At 36.9% G+C, this 24,008-nt stretch carries 24 protein-coding genes and 6 pseudogenes; 18 read left to right on the top strand and 12 right to left on the bottom strand.

Annotated features, from left to right (window positions below):
- Nucleotides 1-94: 94 nt before the first annotated feature.
- From AAGD99_RS08685 to AAGD99_RS08645, 9 genes and pseudogenes are all read right to left on the bottom strand, one after another.
- On the bottom strand, nucleotides 95-1,099 hold the full coding sequence (locus AAGD99_RS08685) for a major capsid protein (protein WP_341822211.1): 1,005 nt from the start codon (nucleotides 1,097-1,099) through the stop codon (nucleotides 95-97).
- 78 nt (nucleotides 1,100-1,177) lie between these two features.
- On the bottom strand, nucleotides 1,178-1,507 hold the full coding sequence (locus AAGD99_RS08680; RefSeq protein ID WP_341822210.1) for a head decoration protein: 330 nt from the start codon (nucleotides 1,505-1,507) through the stop codon (nucleotides 1,178-1,180).
- 142 nt (nucleotides 1,508-1,649) lie between these two features.
- A pseudogene (locus AAGD99_RS08675) lies at nucleotides 1,650-1,859 on the bottom strand (S49 family peptidase); the annotation flags it as partial.
- The gene (locus AAGD99_RS08670; RefSeq protein WP_341823178.1) at nucleotides 1,834-2,826 is read right to left on the bottom strand and encodes a S49 family peptidase; all 993 of its coding nucleotides are present in this window, start codon (nucleotides 2,824-2,826) and stop codon (nucleotides 1,834-1,836) included. The pseudogene AAGD99_RS08675 and the gene AAGD99_RS08670, both read right to left, overlap by 26 nt.
- A gap of 21 nt (nucleotides 2,827-2,847) precedes the next feature.
- Nucleotides 2,848-4,275, bottom strand: a complete 1,428-nt coding sequence (locus AAGD99_RS08665) for a phage portal protein (protein WP_341822208.1) — start codon at nucleotides 4,273-4,275, stop codon at nucleotides 2,848-2,850.
- Nucleotides 4,275-5,306 (bottom strand): YhcG family protein, encoded by a 1,032-nt coding sequence (locus tag AAGD99_RS08660; protein WP_341822206.1) that lies wholly within the window; start codon nucleotides 5,304-5,306, stop codon nucleotides 4,275-4,277. Before AAGD99_RS08660 ends, AAGD99_RS08665 begins: the two co-directional genes overlap by 1 nt.
- Nucleotides 5,307-5,332: 26 nt before the next feature.
- The gene (locus tag AAGD99_RS08655) at nucleotides 5,333-5,551 is read right to left on the bottom strand and encodes a gpW family head-tail joining protein (protein WP_341822205.1); all 219 of its coding nucleotides are present in this window, start codon (nucleotides 5,549-5,551) and stop codon (nucleotides 5,333-5,335) included.
- A complete protein-coding gene (locus AAGD99_RS08650; protein ID WP_341823165.1) occupies nucleotides 5,551-7,347 on the bottom strand; it encodes a phage terminase large subunit family protein in 1,797 nt (598 codons plus the stop codon). Before AAGD99_RS08650 ends, AAGD99_RS08655 begins: the two co-directional genes overlap by 1 nt.
- Nucleotides 7,344-8,007: pseudogene (locus AAGD99_RS08645) on the bottom strand (IS630 family transposase); the annotation flags it as partial. The gene AAGD99_RS08650 and the pseudogene AAGD99_RS08645, both read right to left, overlap by 4 nt.
- A gap of 66 nt (nucleotides 8,008-8,073) precedes the next feature.
- Between AAGD99_RS08645 and AAGD99_RS08640 the strand changes: the two are divergent.
- Nucleotides 8,074-9,088, top strand: a protein-coding gene (locus AAGD99_RS08640; RefSeq protein WP_341822214.1) for an IS630 family transposase whose coding sequence is annotated in 2 segments (ribosomal slippage) — nucleotides 8,074-8,538 and nucleotides 8,540-9,088 — 1,014 coding nt in all. Because the reading frame shifts where the segments join, the coding sequence is not laid out codon by codon here.
- Nucleotides 9,089-9,098: 10 nt separating this feature from the next.
- Here the strand turns inward: AAGD99_RS08640 and AAGD99_RS08635 are convergent.
- Nucleotides 9,099-9,284: pseudogene (locus tag AAGD99_RS08635) on the bottom strand (Holliday junction resolvase); the annotation flags it as partial.
- Between the two features lie 266 nt (nucleotides 9,285-9,550).
- Here AAGD99_RS08635 and AAGD99_RS08630 point away from each other — a divergent pair.
- The gene (locus AAGD99_RS08630) at nucleotides 9,551-10,624 is read left to right on the top strand and encodes an SWIM zinc finger family protein (protein ID WP_341823164.1); all 1,074 of its coding nucleotides are present in this window, start codon (nucleotides 9,551-9,553) and stop codon (nucleotides 10,622-10,624) included.
- A 116-nt stretch (nucleotides 10,625-10,740) separates the two neighbouring features.
- Here AAGD99_RS08630 and AAGD99_RS08625 read toward each other — a convergent pair whose 3' ends face one another.
- Nucleotides 10,741-11,754 (bottom strand): IS110 family transposase, encoded by a 1,014-nt coding sequence (locus AAGD99_RS08625; protein ID WP_253309747.1) that lies wholly within the window; start codon nucleotides 11,752-11,754, stop codon nucleotides 10,741-10,743.
- A 198-nt stretch (nucleotides 11,755-11,952) separates the two neighbouring features.
- Between AAGD99_RS08625 and AAGD99_RS08620 the strand changes: the two are divergent.
- From AAGD99_RS08620 to AAGD99_RS08570, 11 genes and pseudogenes are all read left to right on the top strand, one after another.
- Nucleotides 11,953-12,834: pseudogene (locus tag AAGD99_RS08620) on the top strand (toprim domain-containing protein); the annotation flags it as partial.
- Between the two features lie 146 nt (nucleotides 12,835-12,980).
- The gene (locus tag AAGD99_RS08615) at nucleotides 12,981-13,157 is read left to right on the top strand and encodes a hypothetical protein (protein ID WP_182319925.1); all 177 of its coding nucleotides are present in this window, start codon (nucleotides 12,981-12,983) and stop codon (nucleotides 13,155-13,157) included.
- Nucleotides 13,151-14,392: a recombinase family protein gene (locus AAGD99_RS08610; protein WP_341822336.1), complete on the top strand. Its 1,242-nt coding sequence runs from the start codon at nucleotides 13,151-13,153 to the stop codon at nucleotides 14,390-14,392. Before AAGD99_RS08615 ends, AAGD99_RS08610 begins: the two co-directional genes overlap by 7 nt.
- A complete protein-coding gene (locus AAGD99_RS08605; RefSeq protein ID WP_341823163.1) occupies nucleotides 14,385-14,807 on the top strand; it encodes a hypothetical protein in 423 nt (140 codons plus the stop codon). The genes AAGD99_RS08610 and AAGD99_RS08605 overlap by 8 nt, the downstream gene beginning before the upstream one ends.
- 109 nt (nucleotides 14,808-14,916) lie before the next feature.
- Nucleotides 14,917-15,405 (top strand): hypothetical protein, encoded by a 489-nt coding sequence (locus AAGD99_RS08600; RefSeq protein ID WP_341823162.1) that lies wholly within the window; start codon nucleotides 14,917-14,919, stop codon nucleotides 15,403-15,405.
- On the top strand, nucleotides 15,402-15,629 hold the full coding sequence (locus AAGD99_RS08595; RefSeq protein ID WP_341823161.1) for a hypothetical protein: 228 nt from the start codon (nucleotides 15,402-15,404) through the stop codon (nucleotides 15,627-15,629). The genes AAGD99_RS08600 and AAGD99_RS08595 overlap by 4 nt, the downstream gene beginning before the upstream one ends.
- Before the next feature lie 68 nt (nucleotides 15,630-15,697).
- Complete coding sequence (locus AAGD99_RS08590; RefSeq protein ID WP_341823236.1) at nucleotides 15,698-16,384, top strand: hypothetical protein; 687 nt, start codon at nucleotides 15,698-15,700, stop codon at nucleotides 16,382-16,384.
- A gap of 17 nt (nucleotides 16,385-16,401) precedes the next feature.
- Nucleotides 16,402-18,339, top strand: a complete 1,938-nt coding sequence (locus tag AAGD99_RS08585) for a DUF4815 domain-containing protein (protein WP_341823160.1) — start codon at nucleotides 16,402-16,404, stop codon at nucleotides 18,337-18,339.
- Nucleotides 18,340-18,351: 12 nt separating this feature from the next.
- Entirely contained in the window at nucleotides 18,352-19,539 is a 1,188-nt protein-coding gene (locus tag AAGD99_RS08580; RefSeq protein WP_341823159.1) for a hypothetical protein, read from the top strand.
- 4 nt (nucleotides 19,540-19,543) lie between these two features.
- Nucleotides 19,544-19,729: a hypothetical protein gene (locus tag AAGD99_RS08575; protein WP_341823158.1), complete on the top strand. Its 186-nt coding sequence runs from the start codon at nucleotides 19,544-19,546 to the stop codon at nucleotides 19,727-19,729.
- A gap of 93 nt (nucleotides 19,730-19,822) precedes the next feature.
- Nucleotides 19,823-20,329: a phage major tail tube protein gene (locus tag AAGD99_RS08570; protein ID WP_341822570.1), complete on the top strand. Its 507-nt coding sequence runs from the start codon at nucleotides 19,823-19,825 to the stop codon at nucleotides 20,327-20,329.
- A 108-nt stretch (nucleotides 20,330-20,437) separates the two neighbouring features.
- On the opposite strand, the gene AAGD99_RS08565 is transcribed toward AAGD99_RS08570, so the two are convergent.
- Nucleotides 20,438-21,403 carry an IS110 family transposase gene (locus tag AAGD99_RS08565; protein ID WP_341822569.1) on the bottom strand — a complete coding sequence of 322 codons (966 nt, stop codon included), beginning with the start codon at nucleotides 21,401-21,403 and terminating at the stop codon, nucleotides 20,438-20,440.
- 217 nt (nucleotides 21,404-21,620) lie between these two features.
- On the opposite strand from AAGD99_RS08565, the pseudogene AAGD99_RS08560 reads away from it, so the two are divergent.
- The 5 genes and pseudogenes from AAGD99_RS08560 to AAGD99_RS08540 all read left to right on the top strand — a co-directional run.
- A pseudogene (locus tag AAGD99_RS08560) lies at nucleotides 21,621-22,022 on the top strand (phage major tail tube protein); the annotation flags it as partial.
- A 76-nt stretch (nucleotides 22,023-22,098) separates the two neighbouring features.
- Nucleotides 22,099-22,320: a hypothetical protein gene (locus AAGD99_RS08555; RefSeq protein WP_341823157.1), complete on the top strand. Its 222-nt coding sequence runs from the start codon at nucleotides 22,099-22,101 to the stop codon at nucleotides 22,318-22,320.
- Nucleotides 22,321-22,323: 3 nt separating this feature from the next.
- Entirely contained in the window at nucleotides 22,324-22,614 is a 291-nt protein-coding gene (locus AAGD99_RS08550; RefSeq protein ID WP_341823235.1) for a type II toxin-antitoxin system RelE/ParE family toxin, read from the top strand.
- Between the two features lie 143 nt (nucleotides 22,615-22,757).
- A complete protein-coding gene (locus AAGD99_RS08545; RefSeq protein WP_341823156.1) occupies nucleotides 22,758-23,015 on the top strand; it encodes a phage tail assembly protein in 258 nt (85 codons plus the stop codon).
- Between the two features lie 109 nt (nucleotides 23,016-23,124).
- Nucleotides 23,125-23,994 (top strand): annotated as a pseudogene (locus AAGD99_RS08540) (phage tail tape measure protein); the annotation flags it as partial.
- Nucleotides 23,995-24,008 lie beyond the last annotated feature (14 nt).

Genomic DNA, 24,008 nt, shown 5'->3' with positions numbered 1-24,008 from the left:
TTTATGCACTAATCTCTACATGCACGCTAAGAAGGGGCATACAGGTAGAGCAGTCTCATGCCTCACCACTTTTATAGTTGCTCTACCTGTATTGTTATGCTGCAACGACTTTGATTAATGTTCCTGGACGATGGCACATTGGTAAAGGATTTGACTGAGTATGTAAATCGGTCCCTCTATCAAATCTTCTTGGCTCTTGTTTTGCATATAATGGCTGTCCTAGGGTATTCACCGTCTCATTAAAGTCCGCCGGTGCAAAGTATGTCGTAAATGTGCTTGCTGTTCCTAGTGGAAAACAATGGCCGGTATTTCCTTCAATAAATCTTCTTACGTTTCCTTCAGGATCAGTTGCTTGTCCTCTATATTCCTCAAATGTTATTCCACAGAACGTAAATCCTGACCTCATGTCGTTCCTTAATGCTGCTCCTTCTTGCCATCTCTCGTATGCTTCTTTTACTTTAGCATGAGAAGTGAGTGCATCAAAAAACTCTGGACTTACCAGCGCATGAATCCCAGTCATGTACTCACCACTTAAGTTATCCTCAACATGACGCAATACTTCCAGACACTTACGCTTTACATCGGTTGTTGCTGTTCCCAGTGCAAAATTTACTACTTTAGGTGTAATTTCAAATTCGTTATAAAGATTTAATAACTCTGACCCATCAGCATCAAGAATGATTCCCTTCAGCGCTCCCATCCGCAAATGTTCTAACGTTATCGCATGTTTGTTTCTCATTAGCTGCAAATGATCAGTTATTACATCTGCCAGCGCTTTAAGTTCACTTTCTGACCCAAATGCCCTTATTCCCTGTACTTCCTCTGGCAATACTACATCATCATGCGGAATATGTGGAATGGTAAAAGTTCTTATTTTCCGTTTTCCTCGTTTTCCCACTGTTGCTGGTGCTCCTGGTGATTGCGTTGGTAATAAAGTTAAAACTCCATGGTGTTCTTCTATCGTAATATGTCGAAATCTTACTGACCTACTTGGAAATAAATTTAAATTTTCTGTTCGGCCATAATTTATCGGCAATATGTTCATTGCATTTGTTAATGCTGTCATACTAAATGCCGGATTTGTAAATGGATTTTGCATGTTTTTCCCCCTTGTTTTCCTTACTAATTTAAGTTGAGTTTAGACCCCTTTGCGGATAATAACGCCCCGTGCTTCAAGTTACTTTATTGCTGCAGCTTTTTGCTCTTCTGTTATATTTGCTGGCCATACAACTGCATGATCTGCTAGTATTGCTATACGTGTAATGATTACCGCTTTGGTGGTTTCCGTTGCGTTTACATCATTTGTTATTACACCTATCGCCGTTTGTGTGCCATCTGTAGCCGTTGCATTTATAATTTTAATTAGATCATCTTTATCACGACCAACAACCATGCCAAGCTTTAGGTTTTGCCCCTTTGCTACTGTTATTTGATCTCTTGAATATAGATTAGACGCTTCATATTTTAGAAGATCGCCTAAATTATTTGTTTCAGTTATGCTTGTCATATTTCTCCCCCTTTTTTTCCTTTGTTTATTCCGCTGTGTTTAAAGTCGCTATTCGCCGCGGTAAAAGATATGTTGCTCTATAATTGGCTATTCTGGCGCATTTTGAACACTTATTTACCGCGGCGTATGTTAGACCGCGGTATCAAATGCTCCGACTTTTTGCTACCTGCATCATCAAGTCTTCCGGTGTACTTTGCGGTATTGTACTCAAAATCTCTGTCTTCTTTGTTCTCTCTGCTAGTATCGACATTAATATCTCTTGCGCTTGTTTGGCATTTACATTCTGCTCGATAAATTCTCCTATCTTTTCTGGCATCTTTGATAAATTACATAATCGTATTACCTCTAATACCAATTCTCAATAATAATGAGACAAATGAAAAAGAGTGCTTTCCGCCTATAACTGGAGGTTTAAGTGAATTTATCGTATATTCTATTTGTCTTCCCAATAACGAAGTTTGGTATAATACTTCTTTACGGCAGCTTTCGTACCCTAAACATCTTCCTTGTTCAATTAGATCATCAATATCTATTGCTTGTTCTTTTATCTCAACTTTGCTCATATTATTTCTCCTATAATTATCTATAAATTCAGAAAACGTTGTTATTCCATCAGCAAGTCCTATCTCTATTGCTTTCTCGCCAAAATATAGCCCTGCTTCCGTTGATTTGATTTTTTCCGTGGACAAATTTCTGTTTCGTGCTATGAGCTGGACAAACATCTCATACAGGCGGTCTACTTCCTCTTGTAAGCTTTCCACACTTTCAGACGTTATCGGCTCATGCGGATTTAAATCGTTTTTTCGATTTCCAGCAAATACTGTGGTATATTTTACCCCTTGCTTTTCATCAAACCCACTTTGATCTATATGACTTGCTATTACCCCTATGCTTCCCACTCCTGATGTTCTGCTTACAAATACTTTCTCAGCACTTGACGCTATTGCATACGCCGCAGAATACGCATCATCATTTGCCATCGCTATTATCCTCTTTTTTCCACTTTCCCTTGCACTGTAGATAAAATCGGAAAGGTCGAATAAACCGTTTACTTCTCCTCCGGGGCTGTCTATGTCCAAAATTATTGTTTCTACTTCTTCATCTATTAAAGCTTCTTCTATCTCTTCACGTATCTTCTCATATGATGTCATCCCCAACACATCATCAAAAGCTTCTGCATTCTTCGTCAAGATCCCATGTATCGGTATTACTTTTATTCCCTTTTTATTATTTCTTACTGCATGTTTTATATTTTTAAACGTTGGGTGCTTCTCTGCATGTAATGACAATAAATCAAAGCTTCTTTGCTCTATCATCATCGGTTTATTGAGCCAGCTCACTTATATTATTTCAGTATTAGAATCAAAACTACTGACGTCCGAGTCAAAACTTAATCCCAGTTCACTAGCACGTCTTTGATCTTCAGCAATTTCTTGGTCTATTTCTTCAATATCATAACCTAGCTCTGAAACTACTTCTGACCTGCTCTTAAACCCATTCCTTACTGCCATTTGCTGTGCTTGCTGGTCTTTTAGTGGATCTACCCAATCAAATCCTTGTGCTATCCATTTTACCTCTTTTGCCGCTTTTGCCCCTTTTTCACTTATGTCTAATTCTCCAGATAGTATTGCTAATTCTAACCACCTATCCCATACTGGCCGGCAAAATTGAAATACTACCACGTTATGCTGTAACATTGCACACCTCCGGCAAAACTCTATTAACCCTGCTCGTATCGATGAATAATTGACCCCGGTAAGATCTCCTGTTAGCTGCTCATACGTTATCCCCATACCTACTGCTATTGCCCTCAATTGCTGTTTCATGAATGCTTCATAACTTCCTCCAACATCTGATGGTTCTGAAAATTTGATATCTTCCCCTGGATCTAAAAGTTGCATAGTCCCTGGCTCTAAACCTGACAGCGCTACTCCATGTTCATTACTCTCTCCTTCTCCCATGATGTTTGCTTCTGGATCGAGTCTGGTGATAAACCCTGCAAACATTGCTGCTGTTTTTTTTCTAACGAGTTCAGCATCATCGTATTGATCAAGTTCATAGAGCTTCAAAAGTACTGTAGAGAGCCACGGTACTCCTCGAATTTGCCCAGGTCTCAGAGGTCTATAGATATGTAAAACATCGTTTGCTGGAACTCTCACTGATTCGCCAAATGATCCTTCACCAGGGTGCTCTCGAAAAAGGTAATACGCTTCTCTCTGCCCAAGTCTATTGAACTCAATCCCGTTTCTAATTACATTACCGTTGGCAAGGGTTTGATTGCTCTTATTGTCTAAATGCTCTGATTCAAGTACTTGCAGTTGCAACGGCACACAAAGACCATCTTCTCGTTTTCTTGTTCGGAGTCTTACAAAACATTCCCCTCCCTCTATCATGCTTCTACATACAAGAGCTTGTAATCCATAAAAATCACTCACTCCGCTACTGTCTGCTTCATCTGTCCATCTCAGCCATAATTCTTGCACTTTTTTCCGAAACTCTGCATCTTTGGCTTTTGATTGCGGCTTTATTCCTGTCCCAACAGAGTTACTTACTATCGTATCGATGATGTTTGCCGCATACGAGTTCTTTCTTACCATGTCACGTGATCGACTACGCAGGTGTTCAAGGCTCTGAGACAGCAAATTGTTTATACTTCCTGACTCTGGTTGAAAGTGCAATAATCTTCTGCCAGATCCAGCTCCATCCCATGCTGAACCTTTAGGCTTTGGTGATTTGTGGAATAATTGTTTGAATGATTTGAGTAGCATTACTTTTCCTTGTCTGAAACTTTTGATAATTCAGCTTCTAATTCTTCTATTGTTGGCAGAGCTGTTTTTACCTCTTCTGGTAGATTTTCAGTGATTTGATACTCTGCTAACCCTATTGGCTTGTTCATGTCACGTAATGCATACTCGGCTACAACACCAACTTTAGAGCGATAGAGGATAAGACCAATTGATGGATTATCACCTGGCTGTCTTAATAAATCATCAACTGCTGAAAGGTAAAAATTCATCTTTCCAGTGTATTCTGGCTTGAATTTCCCTGCTTTTAGTTCAATTACAATATAGCAACGAAGCTTAACGTGGTAAAAGAGTAAATCCAAATAGAAATCTCTATTTTCAACCTGTAAATGGTACTGCCTTCCTAAAAATGCAAACCCTTCACCAAGTTCTAAAAGGAAACGTTCTATGTGAGCTACAAGAGCTTTTTCTACTTCCCTTTCATGCGCTTTTTTACCAAGACTCAAAAAATCAAATACGTAAGGATTTTTAAGCGTTTGCTGTGCTAAATCTGATTGAGGCGATGTAAGCTTATTCCTAAAGTTTGTTATTGCTTTACCTTCACGTTTATACAAATTTGTTTCAATTTGCATCGACAAGATATTGCGAGACCAGCCGTGTTCACGCGACTTTTTAGCATACCAAAATCTTTCTTCTTTGTTTTTAATTTCGTACATTATTACGATATTGTGACCCCAAGGTAATTGGTCAACAGCTTGTTGACGAATTTCGTTTTCGCTATATTCTTCCGCAAACCTTCTCATATACTTTAGATTTTGAATGCTAAACCCCTTCATATCAGGAAAAGCATCTCGCAAATCTTTACTTAGTTGTTCAATAACTTTCGCTCCCCAGCCATATTCTTTTTGCCGTTTTAAGATTTCTGTACCAGTATAATGATAGAGCAAAATAAGCTTACTATTAACCGCAAGTGCTGCTTTGTAACGATTAGTAGCAATATGTTCTTTCAACTGCTCTAAAAATTCTGTATATTCTTTTCCTATAATTTTTGTCATAGTGTTCCTTTCAACGATTTTTATCATTATATGATCCCTTTATTCGTTGAAATAACAATCTTTCTCTTCACACCTGCAACTTTTAGCTCAGCTTTAATTCGTTGTCTTAAATCCAATAGATCTTTTATCTGAACTTCTCCATACCTAACCACATGATCACCATACGCAATCGATACCACTCTCTCTCCGCTCTGTAGCTTCCTTATCGCTTCTTCTACTTGAGTTAAATATTCTTGGTTGTACATCAACTTTTCTCACTCAACCATTGACTTCTTCTCACTCTTTTTGACTTTTTAGCTTTTTCACCTGCTAAACTCTCCCATTTACTCTCTGGCCAACGATCAATCCCCAGGGCAATAGACGCAGCTCTTGCGTAAATTCGGCAATCTAGTACTTCATTTCGATCTCTTATCTTTTGCCACTCTTGCTTGGTATACCCTTTTACTACCTTGGTAATTAGTTGTTCTGCAGTAAGTTGCTTAAAATATTCAGGTGGATATTCGGGAAAATGACAATATCCCGGCCCGTTTTTTAAAACATTAAGTAGCTGAAAAAGCTCGGACTTTAATATCGATACCCCAACTGGCCACAGCTTCATTCCTCTCTTTAGCTTTTGTCCGCCAACTGTTACATCAACTCTACTTGGGCTGTTAAGCGGCACTAGCGCTTTGTTTGCTCCTTTTACTGCCATCACTCTTCCAGAGCCTTGGTGACCTCTTACCCAGTTGTATACCTCTTGTGTTGCATACCCAGCATCTACCGCCATCATACTTATCATGTATTCAAGACCATTTTCACCGATAAAATGATGATTCAAAAGCTCTGAAAGTTTTTCCCATACTTCTCCACTTCCAGTATCACCTTCAAATACCTGGTAGTCTATTGACCAACTTTCTCGGTTTCTTCCCCATGCTACAATTTCTGCCTCTAAACGATCTTTTTGTACATCAACCCCTGCCGTCAATATCACTTTGCCCCTCGGCACCGTACCTATCGGAAAATTTTCTCGACGCTCAAATAATTGCTTCCAGTCTGGTACTTCTCCTTTATCTACCCAGGTTTCTCCGAGTGTTGTATTTATCCAAACTTTCAGTAATTGTTCATTTTCCTTCGCATGCAGGTAATCTTCTACTGCTTGTTTCCAACTATACCAGCCAACTGGGCTATACAAGCTTGAAAGGTGGAATCCTTTTTTTTCACCTTTTATTGGATTAGTAGGCCTCCATTTTCCACGGGCTAGCATCTCTGTTTTCTGATGATTTTTTATTTCTCCCCTACACTCTATGCAAACGTAGTGGGCTGTATTTGGATTTTTATCCTTCCACTTTATTTGTGGCCATTTCAGCACCTGATAGTGATCACAATGTGGACAAGGTACAAAAAAGTATCGTTTGTCTGAGCTCTCAAATTCCTTCTCTATTCTGCTGATTCCATGAACAGTTGGGGTTGAAACCAAGAATATTTTTCTCCGCGTAAATGTATTAGTTCGCGCGATACTGAGAAGAACTGGATCTCCTTCTCCTCCTGAATCTCCTGGATATGCATCTACCTCATCTAAAAAAAGATATCTTACTGGCATCGAACGCAGACCCACTGGACTATTGGCACCTGTTACTACTACCGTTCCTCCTGGAAACTCTTTGCTCTGCACAGTATTCCCTGAATCTCTCGACCTTGGGTCTTTTATTTTACTCCTTAAACATGGCGTATCTTCAATGAGCGGTGCAAACCTTCCCTTGGACCAGCGCTTTCCCATTTCTACTGTCGGCTGTACTACCAGCATTGGCCCTGGCGTTTGATCGATAATGTAGCCTATCCAGTTGTTTCCAGCTTCTGTTCCTCCAATTTGTGCTCCTTTCATAAATACTACTTTTTCAGCCAACGAAGACGAAGATAGTGAATCCATTATTTCCTTAAGGTACGGCGTTCTCTCTGTTCTCCATTTCCCTGGCTCTGATGATGCTATTGTTGAAAGTTGACGATTCCTATCTGCCCACTCTGATACTTTTAGCGGTGGATCGGGCCTTATACCAAATCTCATAAATAAGTAGGCAAATAACTCACAGAACAAATGGTTTTGATCGAACTTTCCGTAATATTACGAATGAATGCACATACAGTATCCTCCAATAAACTAACAGAGTCATATATTCTATTTTTAATGAGATTGTCTTTCAAATATTGCCATAAACGCTCTACTGGATTTAACTCTGGTGAATATGGAGGTAAATAGATTAAGGTAATATTTTGTGGTATTTTTAAACCTTTGGATCTATGCCATCCTGCACAATCCACAACAAGAAATGCCTCCCTTGTTCCTAAATATTGTGACATCTGCTCAAGGAATATATTCATACAATCAGTATTGACGTTTGGTACGAATAAGCTAGAACTCTCTCCATTTCTAGGATTAACTGCACTATAGAGATAAAAGTTTTGCCTACCTAATTTTACCTTAACCTGTGTCCTAATGCCTTTTTTAAACCACCCGTGTCCAATCTTTGAATGTGTGCCAAACCGCAACTCATCGAAGAAAAATAGCTCTTTTTCGGGATACGTGACAATAGTTTCATTAAGATTTTTTTTTAAACTCTTCTTGTTTATTTTTATCCTGTTTATTGTGCACAGGCCTTGGAGTAATATACGAAAAACCTAACTTTTGCATCAGTCTATGTGCTGTAGACTTACTTATACCAATTCCTAAAAATAAATAGACGAATAAAGAAAAATTTCTAAAATAGAATAATTTAAGAATTAGTGGGGAGTTATGGCAGGAAAAAGTAAAGCAATAGGAGAAGAATTATATAATAAGTGTAACCTGGAATTAAAGAAGCACGGCATAAGAGGAGAGATAGGAAGAAGATTACAGGCAATAATATCTGCAAAAGAATATGGAATAACAAAAGTTGCTCAAATATACCGAATTACTAGAACTACATTGATGAAGTGGATTACAAGATTTAAGGAAGGAGGAGTCAATGCGTTTAAAATACAACCAGGACGTGGAGTAAAGCCGAAGTTGAGCTACAAGCAGCAAGAAGAAATTAAAAATGTCATAGCAGAAGAAGGAGCCAACCTAACGGCTAAGAAATTAAAAATCATAATTGAGAAAATGTTTTCTATTGAGGTAAGTAAGTCTACAGCACATAGACTGATGCAAAAGTTAGGTTTTTCGTATATTACTCCAAGGCCTGTGCACAATAAACAGGATAAAAATAAACAAGAAGAGTTTAAAAAAAAATCTTAATGAAACTATTGTCACGTATCCCGAAAAAGAGCTATTTTTCTTCGATGAGTCGCGGTTTGGCACACATTCAAAGATTGGACACGGGTGGTTTAAAAAAGGCATTAGGACACAGGTTAAGGTAAAATTAGGTAGGCAAAACTTTTATCTCTATAGTGCAGTTAATCCTAGAAATGGAGAGAGTTCTAGCTTATTCGTACCAAACGTCAATACTGATTGTATGAATATATTCCTTGAGCAGATGTCACAATATTTAGGAACAAGGGAGGCATTTCTTGTTGTGGATTGTGCAGGATGGCATAGATCCAAAGGTTTAAAAATACCACAAAATATTACCTTAATCTATTTACCTCCATATTCACCAGAGTTAAATCCAGTAGAGCGTTTATGGCAATATTTGAAAGACAATCTCATTAAAAATAGAATATATGACTCTGTTAGTTTATTGGAGGATACTGTATGTGCATTCATTCGTAATATTACGGAAAGTTCGATCAAAACCATTTGTTCTGTGAGTTATTTGCCTACTTATTTATGAGATTTAGTATTACTTCCTCAAAATACACTGCAGAAATGTCTTTCAAAGAATTAAGCCAATTATGAAAACTCAAAAAATGCATGCCACCTCCACTGAAACGGCTACCATGAAAGTTTTCACTGCCACTTTGAATTACTCCATCGGTGAAAATAGCCCAGCCGGTTTGTTTGCCGAGGTCGAGTATTAGGATTGACATTTTCTTGAAGCTCTTGTGTTTGAAGCGCGTAGAGGTAAACTAACCTCATCAAAACAATGCCCTTCTATTATATATATACCGGATTTCTTACTACTTTTTCCGGGATTTTTTGAAAAAAAGTTAAAATAATTTTTAATCACAAAAAATGAAGAGACTGTAGAAAAAAAGGTTTTCATATTGCCTTTTCTGTTGTTTTTTTGGCATTTTGTAGTGATTTATGTTAGATTACTTGAGTTTATTTAGGCTAAAATATATGATTTTGTACGATGTCCATTTACGGAAGAACATGGTGGGGTAAGAAATGGCTTCAATCTTTCAATGAAGTTGATTACGATAACCGCCTTTCACGTGGTAGAACTTATGCTAATACTGGTCGAGCTTTTGGTATTCAAATCAATGGCAATACAATTACAGCCAAAGTTAGTGGTTCAAGACCTCATCCATATAAAGTTAAAATAACACTCAATGAATTAAATTCATCAGCTATCCGTTGTATTATTGAAAATTCTCACTCTATATTACCTAAATTAATAAATAAACAATTACCAACACTTTTGTTTGATAAACTTAACGACTCAGGTATTAAATTGTTTCCCTCGAATTGGGAAGAAATGAACGCAAGTTGCAATTGTCCTGATTGGGCTATGCCTTGTAAACATATTGCTGCTGTAATTTATCTTATTGCTGCAGAAATTGATAAAAATCCTTTCGTAATTTTCAATATTCATAATTGTGACTTGTTGTCGCTGATTGATGATTTTGGAAATGGAAAATTAGAAAACATTCAAAGTATTCTAAAAATTAATGATCTATTTAAATCGTCTTCTAAAGTTAAAGTATATGACCAAGTAAACTTAAATGATATTGATCTATCGACTATTCCTAACCTTGCTAGCTGTATCGAAAATATCTTGACGAATAATCCACTCTTTTTTGAAAAAAATTTTCACAGTATTCTGCAAACAGCTTATAAGCATTGGCAAAAATATCCTACGGGGAAATCAGATTATTCTTTCTACTCTTCCAAGAAAAAGCTATCGGAAGAAGAATTGTTTACTAGCAAATGGGGAAGTATTGAACACTGGCAAACATTTCAATTATTTATCGATGACCAATACCAACTTATTCAAGTAAACAATGGTATAGCTAATTCATTTATGCTCAGCGAAAGTGTTTCGAGGAATATAGCACAATTTTTAAACGATATTCCTATTTCATTACTGCACAAGCTTAATCCTGAACTTCGTTTCATGCATATGATTTCACAGTTTGCACGTACGCTCATGGAAAAATCAGCACTAGTACCACAAATACTACAAAATAAGATACCGTCTTGCTAGTCAACAAAAAAATTACTCAAGCTGTATCATAAAATCAAAAAATACTTCCGATTGTGTAACAGTACACAGATTACAGTTAGTGAATATGTTGAATGGATTGGAAGCATTTTTTGATTTTAAACCACAGTCAACATCCTAGTTCTGTAATTCTTGATATGATTTGGATCAAAAGCACTTTTGGATGTCAGGATACCGAAAATGATATGGAGTAGTTTACGCATTGCAGCACCAACGATGGCCATATTATGCTTACCCTTTTCCTTTAATATTTGGCAAAAACTCATAATGATAGGATTGTGATTCTTAGCTACTATGGCAGGAAAGAACAGAGCCTTACGTAATGTTTGTGAACCTGATTTACTTAATCTGGGTTTGCCATATACAGATGAACCTGACGTCATATTTCGTGGTATAACTCCTGCGTATGCTGCCAATTGCCTGGCATCTCTAAAAGCCTTTATGTCAGGAACTTCAGCTAAAATAGCTATTGCTGACTCCTCTCCTATACCTGGAATAGTCAATAGAAGTTGAAAATTTTCCAATAACTCTTTGTGTTGCTTTAATAGTTCATGTATGGAGTTTTTTATTGTTTCTATTTTTTGAGTTATATTCATTGCAAGGTCTTCCCAAGCAGTTGCAACTTCTTTAGGTAGTCTCTCTTTTTTTTCTAGATGATTATTCATTAATGTCAATTCATCTTTTAACGCAGCCGAGCAACGATAAAGATGTCTTAGTTTTTTCAATTCAGAAGAAGGTGGTGTCCAACGAGTTGGTTCCTGTCTTTGGCAATAATCAGCAATAATTTCTGCATCAGTCTGATCATTCTTTTGTCTTACGAGCTTACTCCTCGCATAAGATTTAATACAATAAGGATTTACAACACTAACAAAATGTCCAGCATTGTGCAAAAATTCAGCCAAAGCTTCGCTATAACAACCAGTAGCCTCCATGCATGCCTTTACTTCTTCCACATTATGCTTTTGTAGAAAACTCAGCAGACCTTGAAACCCAAGATCATCGTTCTTAAAGCTCCTTTTCCTAGTTTCACGCTTTTCTTTTTTACTTATGAATGAAAGAAAAACATCAAAGCGATCTTTTGATACATCAATTCCAAGAAAGTTGTTGATCATATATAACCCCATACGTTACCATTTAAAACGAAAAGTAAGGCTAACCTTGTGGATACAGAATTAGAGCCATTTAGGTCTTTCTACGATACCGTCCAGCCTATACTTTTGAGGAGGGAACTCTTATCTTACTTACAGATTTTATATCTAAGAGGAGAAACAGAGTTCTTCCCTCCTCCACCTAATGCTTAAGCTTAAAACATTAGATGCTTTTTACAAGATACAAGAGGAGAAAAAGCCGGATTATGGGTTGATTTTGCTACGAGTGATGGTGGTGACATCTTTGATCTCTGGCGGGATGTTACTGGCAAGACGAAGTTTCTTGATACCATAGAAGATATAGAACAATGGCTTGGCCGTTCAACATTTCAACCAAATCAGTTGGAATACTTAAATCAATCAGAAATACATTGGGATTACCACGATGAAAACAACCAAGTAATAGCTAAAATTTATCGTTATTATGATGCTGCAGGAAGAAAACGATATAGCTGTTTTGATGTAAAAAACTCAAGTAGTACTGCACCAAACCCAAGACCTTTATATAATATTCCAGGTATAATTAAATCTGACAAAATTGTTTTCGTTGAAGGTGAAAAATGTGCTGAAAGTTTAATAAATAAAGGCATAACGGCAACAATAACGATGTTTGGGGCAAATTCACCTATTGAGAAAACAGATTGGACTTTGCTAAAAGGTAAACATATTATCATTTGGCCAGACAATGATGAAGCAGGCAATAAATATGCCAAAAACGCTGAAAAGAAACTTTTAGAACTTGGTGTTGCATCACTTGTCACGCTTAAGATTCCTGAAGATAAACCAAAAACTTGGGATGCTGCTGATTGTATTCAAGAAGGGATAGATGTTGAAAAGTTTTTAGCTACAACTGTTCGCATACCATGTAGAAAAAACGTTACCTTCTTTCTTGCAGATCAATACTTAAACGAAAAATCTTCTGGACCAGGTGATATTATTGAGCCAAGAGTTTTAACTCCAGGTGGTCTTTTAGTATTTGGTGGAGCTCCGAAGGTTGGTAAAAGCGATTTTCTCATCTCATGGCTTGCATATATGGCTGCAGGGACTCCGCCAACAATATTGCAATAAACCTGAAACTTGAGAAGACTATTTCTCGAAAGCTTCTACAAAAAGAACGGAGAGTTGAATTTATTTATAGAGCTAATGATCAAATAACCATATGTCTCGATGAATAATATATGGTAGAGCTCATGGGCAACAAAAAATTAATAGTTCGGATTAGTTGTAGTTATGAAGTAAATCGATTAGCAGAGTTGTATCTATTAGATGCATATGAAAAATTAGTGTTAAGTAAACCAATAAAAGCGAGCAAAAAGGAAGAAAACTCTGAATATAAGAAAGTAGATTTGAGGACGGTAAAATGGTAACAGTTAGTTTATATGCAAGAGTTTCTTCAGGTAGGCAAGCACAAGAAGATACAATAGCAAGCCAAATTGCTGCTATAGAGAATCAAATTAGTATGGATGGACATAAATTATTAAATGAATATAAATTTATTGATAATGGTTATAGTGGTTCTAACATAATCCGTCCTGGTTTGGAAAAATTACGTGATAAAATAGCAGAAGGTAACATTGATAAGGTTTATATTCATTCTCCTGATCGTTTATCTCGTAAGTATGCATATCAGATGATATTACTTGAAGAGTTTAAGAAATTAGGAGTGGAAGTCATTTTTTTAAATTATCAAATTAGCGATAATCCAGAATCTCAATTACTATTACAAATGCAAGGTATGATAGCAGAATACGAACGTGCAAAAATCATGGAACGAAGTCGTCGAGGAAAGATTTATGCAGCAAATAAGGGTTGTATAAGTGTAATGAGTGCTGCTCCTTATGGCTATCGTTATATAAACAAAAATACAGAAACAGGACAGGCCTTATTTGAGATTTATGAAGAAGAAGCTGAAGTTGTTCGTAAAGTATTTTCTTTGGTAGGAAGAGAAAGAGCCAGTATAGGAGAAGTATGTCGTAGGCTAAGTGCTATGTCCATTATGACGAGAACTGGAAAAGAGTATTGGGATAGGGCTGTAGTTTTGAGTATGTTAAAAAACTCTGCTTATAAAGGACAAGCAGCTTTTGGTAAAACAAGGTTTGGCGTAAAACTAAAACATATAAGACCGAAAAAAAACTCCTGCGAGCATCCAAAAGATAATTATTCTACTTATCCTGTTCCAAAAGAGGATTGGATTTATATTAAAGTACCTAGTATAGTAAGCGAAGATTTATTTGAAATCGTTCAAGAACAATTAGCTGAGAATAGAAAAATAGCAAGAACAAGACAAAGAGGAGCAAGACATTTATTGCAAGGTTTAGTAGTATGTAAGCTTTGCAATTATGCATATTATGGTACTAGCACTGCAAGGAATAAGGAGGGGAAAAAAACTAATAATCAGGTATATTATCGTTGTGTTGGCACGGATTCATACCGTTTTGGCGGTAATAAAATGTGTAACAACAAATTAATTCGTACAGATACATTAGACATGGCTGTGTGGGAAGAGGTGAAACATCTATTAAAAAATCCGAATAGAATATTAGAGGAGTATAAACGTAGACTTTCAGAACTTACCACTAGATCAAAAAAGCGCTTTGCTTGAAACACAAGAAGATAAATTAAAACGAGGTATTGCAAGGTTAATTGATAGTTATACTCAAGAATATATTGATCAAGAAGAATTTGAGCCAAGAATTAAAGCAATGAAACAAAACTTAAAAATGGTTGAAGAACAAAAGAAAAAGATATTTGATCAGAAAAAACTCACACAAGAGTTAACTCTAGTAGTAACAAATTTAGAGGGGTTTTCCTCTAGTATTAACTCAAGTCTTAATAATGCAGACTGGCTAACTAAACGTGATATTATTAGAACGTTAGTTAAGCGAATTGAGATTAATTTTGAGGATGTAAACATCGTGTTTAGAGTAAAAGAGCTTCCAGACTCTTTTCATATGGAGAAAAATCAATGCTTGCAATGTTGTTGTAGGGGTAGGCACAGCACGTCAAATAGTATTTGAACTACGTAATGGTGAACGTGTGCCAAACAAGCTTGTTGATAAGATAAATGGCCATTGGCAACTCGTAGACCAGTGGAACAGCTAATTCAACTTTATTATGGGAGTATTTATGTTACAGGATTTAACTGATTTTAATACTGCAAAATCACAAAGTAATTTAATACCAAAAGGTACAGCGGTAAAAGTCAAAATGGCAATTAAACCTGGAGGTTATGAAGATTGGTTCACTAAAAGCTACGCTACTGGCAGCATCTATTTAAACGCTGAATTTACTGTCACTGAAGGGCCATATGCAAAACGTAAGATTTATCAAGTAATTGGTATTAAAAGTGGCAAAGCAAGCGTTGAAAGAGAGGATGTTTGGGGAGAAATGGGTCGTGCTATGATTCGAAGCATTTTAGAGTCAGCACGCAATATTCACCCACATGATAATTCAGAAAAGGCAACTCTTGCTCGTAAGCTGAACTCTATTGGAGATTTAAATGGGTTAGAATTCAGAGCAAAGGTAGGTATTGAAGCTGATCGCTATGGAGAAAAAAACAAGATCACTACAGTTATTACTTCAGAAAATACTGAAAATGATTGGATACCGTTTTGAAGTACGACGAGGCAAAGCTCTGGATTGCTGTCATTGAGAGGGCTATGAAAGATGCAGTAGGAAAAAACGTAAAACTGAAAGAAGAAGCGATAAAATGGTTAAATTCAGAGTCTTTTGAAACTGTTTGTGAACTAGCTGATCTCGATTTTAAACTTGTGAGAGATAGCTTATCTCAAGAACTAAAGGGCCACTTGTATGAGAAGGTAAAACTTATGAGTGCTTAAAAAATTTTTCCACTTTTTTCATAAAAACCCATGGGAAACACGGTATATATATAGTAGAGGGGTCAAACATTTCAATTCTTACACAATCAGGTCGAGCAGCAATAGCAGCAAGTATAAAAGAGCAAGTTATACATCTTGCCTGGGGCAGTGGTGATGGAAACTCTGGAAGTAGCCATCAGGTCGAAAATTCTTTCACCCCTGATGGCGAAATAAAGCTTGATCATACCACTATTAAAAACGTAAAAGTTTTTACAGGACAGACAATTTATCAGCCAAGTATAGACTATACAGTTGATAGCGGTACTGGTGTTATTCAGCGCACAGAAAATAGCTCTATCACGGCAAATAATGCAGTTACTGTAGAGTATACTCAAGATACACCACCAGAGTCCATTACGTCTGAAAAACTGCTCAATGAACTTGGCAGACGCGTTGTCGATGAGGTTCTCTTCTGCGTGGGTGATGAAAATGGAGAGCTTGTTACTCCCTCTGGAAGGTTTAAATCTTCCGCTGTACCAACCAATAATCTTTATCTCAAGTTTACTTTCGATTTCACGGACGCAGCAAATCAAGTGATACGGGAACTAGGAGTTATGGTTGGTACAAAGGTAAAAGAAAAATTACCGCCAGGACAGAGATATTTTGAACCACAAGATATAGAAGACCCGGGGATTTTGTTGGTTTTGGAACATACAGTACCGCTCATTAGAACTGCAGCAACCCGTGAAACTTTTTCATTTGTAGTAACTTTTTGACAATCGTTTAAAATAAAATGACACTAAACGGCTATTATAATCGTTTTGATCCTGACAAAGGGTACGAAAAAAGTTTATTCCTAGCAGGAAGAGGTCTGCAATCGGTAGAATTAAATGAAACCCAAGAATACACTCTTTCTAAGCTTAAAGGCATAGGTGATGCAATATTCCGTGATGGTGATGTAATAGCTGGAGCTGATTGTATCATAGATGGGGAAAAAATTACACTTGAAGCAGGAAAAATCTATCTTCGTGGAGCAGTTAGAAGCGTCGAAAAGGAAGAATTTACTATTCCACTAAATACCACAGTTCGCATAGGTGTTTTTTTCGCCCTATCTACCATTACAGAACTTGAGGATGAAAATCTTCGTGATCCTGCAGTTGGTACACGTAATTATCAAGAAGTTGGAGCTGCAAGGCTTAAAGTTTCCACCATTTGGGGTTATCAAGCAGAAGGTGTTTCTCCACGTTTTTCCACTGATGGAGAATTTTATCCAATTTATAACATTGAAAACGGAGTGTTGGTAGAACATTCACCGCCACCACAAGCAAACATAGTGACCACTGCACTTGCTCGTTACGATAAAGAAGCAAATGGTTCCTACGTCGTAAATGGCCTAGAAGTAATGTTTTTACAGAGGGAAGAAAAAGGGGGAGAAAGAGGGGCACAAATATTTGTGATTAATGAGGGAAAAGCTCATGTTGATGGCTATGAGATTGAACTTCCTCACAGTATTCGTGTTTATTTTGATGAAGATCCAGACATAAAAACAGTTAAATCAGAATTTCACACCTTTCAGCCAAATAGCCAAAGAGTAATGGAGCTTAAAGTTCATGATTTTCCGGTTAGTGAGATAAAAAGGGTAGATATAACTGTTCAGAAAACTATTACCATGACCCATGGTTCATACTCTGGAGTTGTTGATCCGATACCTGACTCTGCAGTTCAGGAGATTATTCAAGTTAAGCAAGGAGACGTAATCTATGAAAACAGTACAGATTACAAGCTCAGTGGAGGAAATGTTGATTGGTCATTACCGGGAAAGGAACCAGCGCCAGGAAGCAGTTACCTGATAACCTACCGCTTTCGCACTCATGTAAGCCCTGAAGATGTGGATGAACAAGGATGTAAAATAAAGGGAGCAGTGGATGGCAGTTTAGTTTCAGTTGATTACACCTGGAAGATGCCCCGCTATGATTTAATCACCATAGACGCAAAAGGGGTAGTAAGGAGAATAAAAGGAATTGCGCATCCTTGGAAACCATCGATGCCTAAAGCCCCTAGCGGACAACTTTTGCTTTGCTACATTCATCAGACGTGGAAAAAAGGGGAAGAGGGGAAAATAAAGATAGTGAATAATGCTATCCATGCTGTGCCGATGAATGAATTGGAAGCAATGAAGAGTGGAATAAGAGATCTTTATGCACTCTTTGCAGAGGAGCGTCTACGCAGTGATGCAAATTCAAGAGAGCCTACTACTAAAAAAGGAGTATTTGTCGATCCCTTCTTTGATGATGATATGCGCGATCAAGGAATTGTTCAGTTTGCAGCAATAGTAAATAAGGAACTGATATTGCCGATAAACGTGGAAATTATTGATGTTGAAAGAGGTAAGGAACCTTATTTATTGCCGTATGAACTTGAGCCAGTGCTTGAGCAGCTTTTACAAACTAAAGAGATGAAGATAAATCCTTATCAGGCATTTGATCCAGTACCGGCAAAAGTTACCATGAACAAAAACATCGATCACTGGACCAAGGTAAAGACCAATTGGTCAAGTCCAGTGACAAGAGAATTTAATACTAGAGAAACAACAGAGCTTCTGTCAAGTAGTACGCATGAAGCTGAATTTATGAGAGAAGCAGTACAAGATTTTGAGATCGAAGGTTTTGAGCCAAATGAGAAGCTTAAAGAGATAAAATTCGATGGCATCGTCATTCAACCCGTGGCATAGGGGGAAAAAAAAGTGGAAAAAAGAGCTAACAACCAGGGAAAATTAAAGGGAAAGGTGAAAGTACCGGCAAATATTCCAGCAGGTACTAAATTAGTACAGTTTTATGGAGATAAAGGAAGCTATGGAGAAGCAACATATACTGGTAAAAAAACTATTACCATAGAAGAGCGAAGAAGAGTTTTTTCCAGCAAACGTGTTGATCCTTTAGCACAGACATTTACCTTGGATGAGAGTAGGCATATAGGAGGTGTAGAGCTATGGTTTACAAATAGCGGCAAAAGACGTGTTGTTGTGCAGATTAGGGAAACAACAGTTGGAGTGCCCTCGCAAACAGTTATCGCTGAAAATTCCATCGAGCCAACTAAGATCAATACTGATGGCACAGCAACACGTATAACTTGGTCACCAGTATTTTGCCATGGAGGGCAAGAGTATGCGATAGTTTTACTTACTGATGATGCAGATACAGCGGTAAAGATAGCAGAACTTGGCAAATATGATGCAGTAAACAGCCGTTGGGTAACGAGTCAGCCTTATCAGGTGGGAGTATTACTGTCATCGAGCAATGCAAGTACATGGACACCGCATCAGAATTTTGACCTTACCTTTCGACTTTTAGCAGCGAAATTTACTGAAAGTTTTCACGTTATTGATCTTGGCAAAGTTACTGCAAATAATACATCAGACTTAATCGCTCTAACCAACATAGAAAAAGTGGGTTTTGATACTAATGTAGAATTTATCTTAACAGATGAGAAAGGAGAAGAAAATTTTCTGTCTGATAATTTGCCGCTCGCACTGCGCGCAAGAATAAGTGGAGAATTAACGGTAAAAGTAGCGCTCAAAGGATCGGGGAAAAAAAGTCCAGTTCTCTACCCTGGGTTACAGTTGGTTCTAGGAAATATAGGGGAAGAAGGAGATTACGTAACTAGGAGCATTACAGCAGGTTCCAACACTAAAATTACCATAACATACGATGCACTAATACCTGGTACTGCAGATGTTAAAGCATATGTGCAGAGAGGGGAAGAATGGCAATTAGTAAATTTAACAACGGGAAAACCAATTGGAGAAAATTGGGTAGAGAGAATCCACGTGCTGACGAACTTTAATGCTAATGAAACAAGGGTAAAGTTGGTGCTTAGCGGAACGGTTGTTTATCGCCCAAGAGTGAAAAATTTAAGAGTGATTATCACATAAATCAATGCCAAATGACCAAACCAAAAGAGGATATCCTTTGCCGCATCCAGAAAACATTGCTGTGCAAGATGTAGTACGTATTCGCAGAGCCATAGAAAAAATAGATGAAGATATTACCGAAAGAGAAGATGAACTTAAAAATAATTTTGAACGATTTAGATTTGAAACTTTTTTGAATTTTTGGGAATGAAGGAAGCAATAGAAGCATTACACCAAAGCAGTTGTGTTAAAAGTCAATAGAAAAAATGAAAATACTGAAAATAATTTTTAAAGACATAAAAAGATGTTGCCAAAAATCTTAAAGAATTTTAATGTGTTAGTTGATGGTCGTGGTTATGCTGGCCGCATCGATGAGATCACTCTACCAAAACTCACAATTAAAACAGAGGAATATAGAGCTGGTGGTATGGATATTCCAATAAGTATTGATATGGGCATGGAAAAGCTTGAAGCAGACTTTATTTTTGCTGAGTATGACTCTGAGCTCTTTAGACTCTTTGGTTTAATAGATGGAAATTCAGTAGCTTTGACTCTTCGTGGTGGAATGCAAGGTAGTAGTAGCAATGATATTGAAGCAGTAATAATCAATTTAAGAGGCATTTTTAAAGAGTTTGACTTTGGTAGCTGGAAGCCTGCTGAGAAAGGAACTCTCAAATGTACAGTAGCCGCTCATTATTATAAGCTCACCATATCTGGTCAGGAACTCATTGAAATTGATGCTGAAAACATGATTCGGAGAATTAACGGTGTTGATCAAATGGCCTTACTGCAAACAGTTTTAGGCATTTAAGTTGTAATTCTTGGCTTAAATTCTTTTAATAAGTGTGGATGTGTATAAGTGCTTTAAATATGTATAAGCGCACTTGTACACATCCACACTAATCTGCTAATGTTGGATCTAAGCAAATTTAGGGCTGTATTCCTTAGTAAAAACCCTGCCATCTCTTACTAAAGAGTTCGCAAGAATAAGCAATTTTCTCATTGCAGCAGTGGAAGCAACTTTATATGGTTTTTTATATTGATCGTACAACCTATCAAAAAAAGTTTTTATGTAAGAATTCCACTCACGAGCAGTAAGGATGCACATATGTAAAACTTTTCTAATTTGTGCTCTACCACCCTGAATACACCTTTTCCCTTTACTAAAACCACTATCTCGATTAAAAGGTGCGACTCCGGAAAGGCTAGATATTTCTTTATGTCTGATAGTTCCTAGTTCTGGTAGATAACAAATCATAGTGATAGCTAAGATTGGACCTGCACCTGGAATACTAGTTATTGATATGTATTTTTTTTTAAGCTCTTGACTTTGATCAACCAATTCTATCATCTGATCTTCTAAGGATTGGATTTGATTTTGCAAAACAACGAGTAGCTCTTCCATTTGTTTGATTATGGATATATCAGTTACCTGATGAGCTTGTATTTTTTGTATTTTTGCTATTTCTACTAGTTGATTTCTGCGAGATAATTTTTGCCTCAAATAGTCAACATTACTATTACTAACTTTTAAAGGAGTAACACGCATATCTGTATTACTAATATAACGTGAGATGATGCTACAGTCTATTTTGTCAGTTTTAGTGGCAATGCCAAGGCTTTTTGCATAATCTCTAACCCATCTAGGTTGAATGACATATACTTCGAAACCATGGCTTAGTAAAGTATAAGCACATAATTTTTCGTACCCACCAGTTGCTTCAAGTCCAACTTTGATTACGTTATGTAACCGCAAAAAGTCGAGTATTTGATCAATAGCTTGAATGTTATTTTCAAATACTTTATGATGTCCAAGTGGATGAATGTGGATATCTAGTTTGCTTTTGCTAACATCAATGCCAGCAATAATATTTGATGAATTCATAATTCCTCCATAGAATAATATGTAGTACTGCATTTTCCACCCTTATATACGAGCCTCAACGCTCAATCAGTTGTTCGGAACTATTCAGTATATAAACAGAAAAGAGAACCTTGCTTCAGTGCGGTCCTTATGACCAAGAATACAGACGGTTCCTCTTCTCTGCATGTTCTTAGTATTACCACTTTGTAATATTTATGAACTTGTTTTTAACATATAAGAATATAGAGCTGGTGGTATGGATATTCCAATAAATATCGATATGGGCATGGAAAAGCTCGAAGCTGATTTTACTTTTGCCGAATATGATGCAGAGCTATTTAGGCTTTTTGGTTTAATAGATGGGAATTCGGTTTCTCTGACGCTAAGGGGTGGTCTTCAAGGCAGTGGAAGTAATGATATTGAAGGAGTAATTATCAACCTTAGAGGCATATTCAGAGAATTTGATTTTGGCAGTTGGAAACCTGCTGAGAAAGCAACGCTGAAATGTACCGTAGCTGCGCATTATTACAAACTTACTATAGGCGGTAATGAGTTAATAGAAATCGATGCTGATAATATGATTCGCAAGATTAATGGTGTTAACCAGATGGCCTTGCTACAAACAGTTTTAGGAATTTGATGTAGTTTACATATTTTTTTATTGAAAAATTCAGAGAAATGTTGTATAATTATCGTGGTATATTTTGGTAAAACATATGGCAGATTCAAGAATTAGTATAACTTTTGATCCAAAAATTTCACATAATCTTATTAAGTTAGCTGGAATCACCAAAGAATCCGTTCAAGAACTAGCAAAAAGGTTAGTTGTAGAAGGAATCGAGTGTGAGATAGATGAGATTGCAGTTGCTGACATTGTTAAGGAATGTACTGCTCCAGGTGCAGAAACAATCGATTATGAGGACTTCAAGCGGGGGTAGAGTATCTACAAAATTGAGCTTTCAAAGAGGTACATTAAAGACTTTCCAGCTTTACCGGAAGAAATAAAATCTAACATTGAAGAAGCTATAGAAAAGGAGCTTAAGATTAACCCCAACAAAGCTGGTAAACCGTTACGTGGTAAATTACTAGGGTTTAGAAGGTTAAGTTTCGATAAATATCGTCTTATCTATCATGTGAATACTTCAAAACGCAAAGTACTTATCATCACAATAGGACATAGAGATAACGTTTACAAGCAGACAGGATTGTTAAATCTACGATCAAAACTTTAAATATATTTTTTATTGAAAAAACTTAGAAAAAGGGTGTTGCCATTCCAATAAAACACAAAGCTATAGGACCATAATCACAATAAAGAAATTAGTTATGTAAAAGCCAAATAGACTTTTATTTAATTAACTTTTGAGGAGAAAAGATGAAAACAGTAAAACTTGATAACCCAATAACAGTAGAAGGAATTGAGGTTTCGGAATTAACTTTTAGACCAGTCAAAGTAAGAGACTGCCTAACAATGGAACGCACTGGTGGTAGTGATTTTGAAAAAGAAGTTGGATTAATAGCAAACCTAGCATCTGTAATAAAAGAAACAATTTGGGAGTTATATTTTGCAGACTACATGAAAGTACAGGAGGAATTAAAGGATTTTTTTTCACCAATCATACAAAGGACTTGAGGTCAAATGTAATAATGCTCGGTTCTGTCGTAGGTGGCGGGATTGAGCACATTCTTGAGATGGAAATAAACGAATTTATTCTATGGGTTAGGGCTGCGGAGGCAATAAAATGTCAACATTATCAGTAAAAATAGGTGCCATACTAGATGGTAGCTTTAATAGCGCAATGGCAGGAAGTAATGCTCAACTTTCTCGCCTTGGAGGTACAATAAAGCAACTTGATGCATCGATGAAATCTGTATCCACGTTTAAGAAATTAAGTCATGATGCATTAGTTGCCAAGCAATCCTGGAGAAGCTTAGGAACACAAGTAAAGTCTTTAGCTCAACAGATAAAAGAGAAAGGAAAGATAGGAGAAACTTTAAAGGCTGAGTTCGATAAAGCCAAAGCATTAGCAGCAGAAGCAAAAACAGCCTATTTACAACAGAAGAAAGATAAAATTTTAAAGGTTAATTTTGATAAAGCTAAAGTATTGGCAAAAGAGGCAAAAGCAGCATATTTACAACATAAGGGAGACAATAAAAATTTAAAAGCTGAGTTTAATAAAGTTAAGGCATCGGCAGCAAAGGAAAAAACAGCATACTTACAGAATAGAGAAGCGCTACATGTATTTAATCAAGAGGTAAAGAAAAGTGGAAAAAATATTCAGTCTCTGATAAGAGATCAATATAAACTAGGTGCTTCTGCAGAGAAGTTGAGAAGTCAGTATAGTAAGTTAAGTACCGCTATCAAAAATCGGGACATGTTTTTGGGAAGAAAAGCATACTTTAAATCACAAATGTTGGAGACGGCTGGACTCGCATTAACGCTTGCAGCGCCAATTAAAGTTGCAATTGACTTTGAAAGTGCTATGGCTGATGTTAAGAAAGTAGTAGATTTTGACGAGCAAAAAAATGAAGCTAACGAGTTTGCTGAGACGTTAAAGAAATTATCCCGTACAATACCACTATCAGCAGCAGAGTTAGCACAAATAGCTGCAAGGACTCCGCCAAC

Source organism: Wolbachia endosymbiont (group A) of Clivina fossor, assembly GCF_964026865.1.
In the GTDB taxonomy this organism is placed as follows: Bacteria; Pseudomonadota; Alphaproteobacteria; order Rickettsiales; family Anaplasmataceae; genus Wolbachia.
This window is presented reverse-complemented; position numbering and strand designations above follow the sequence as displayed.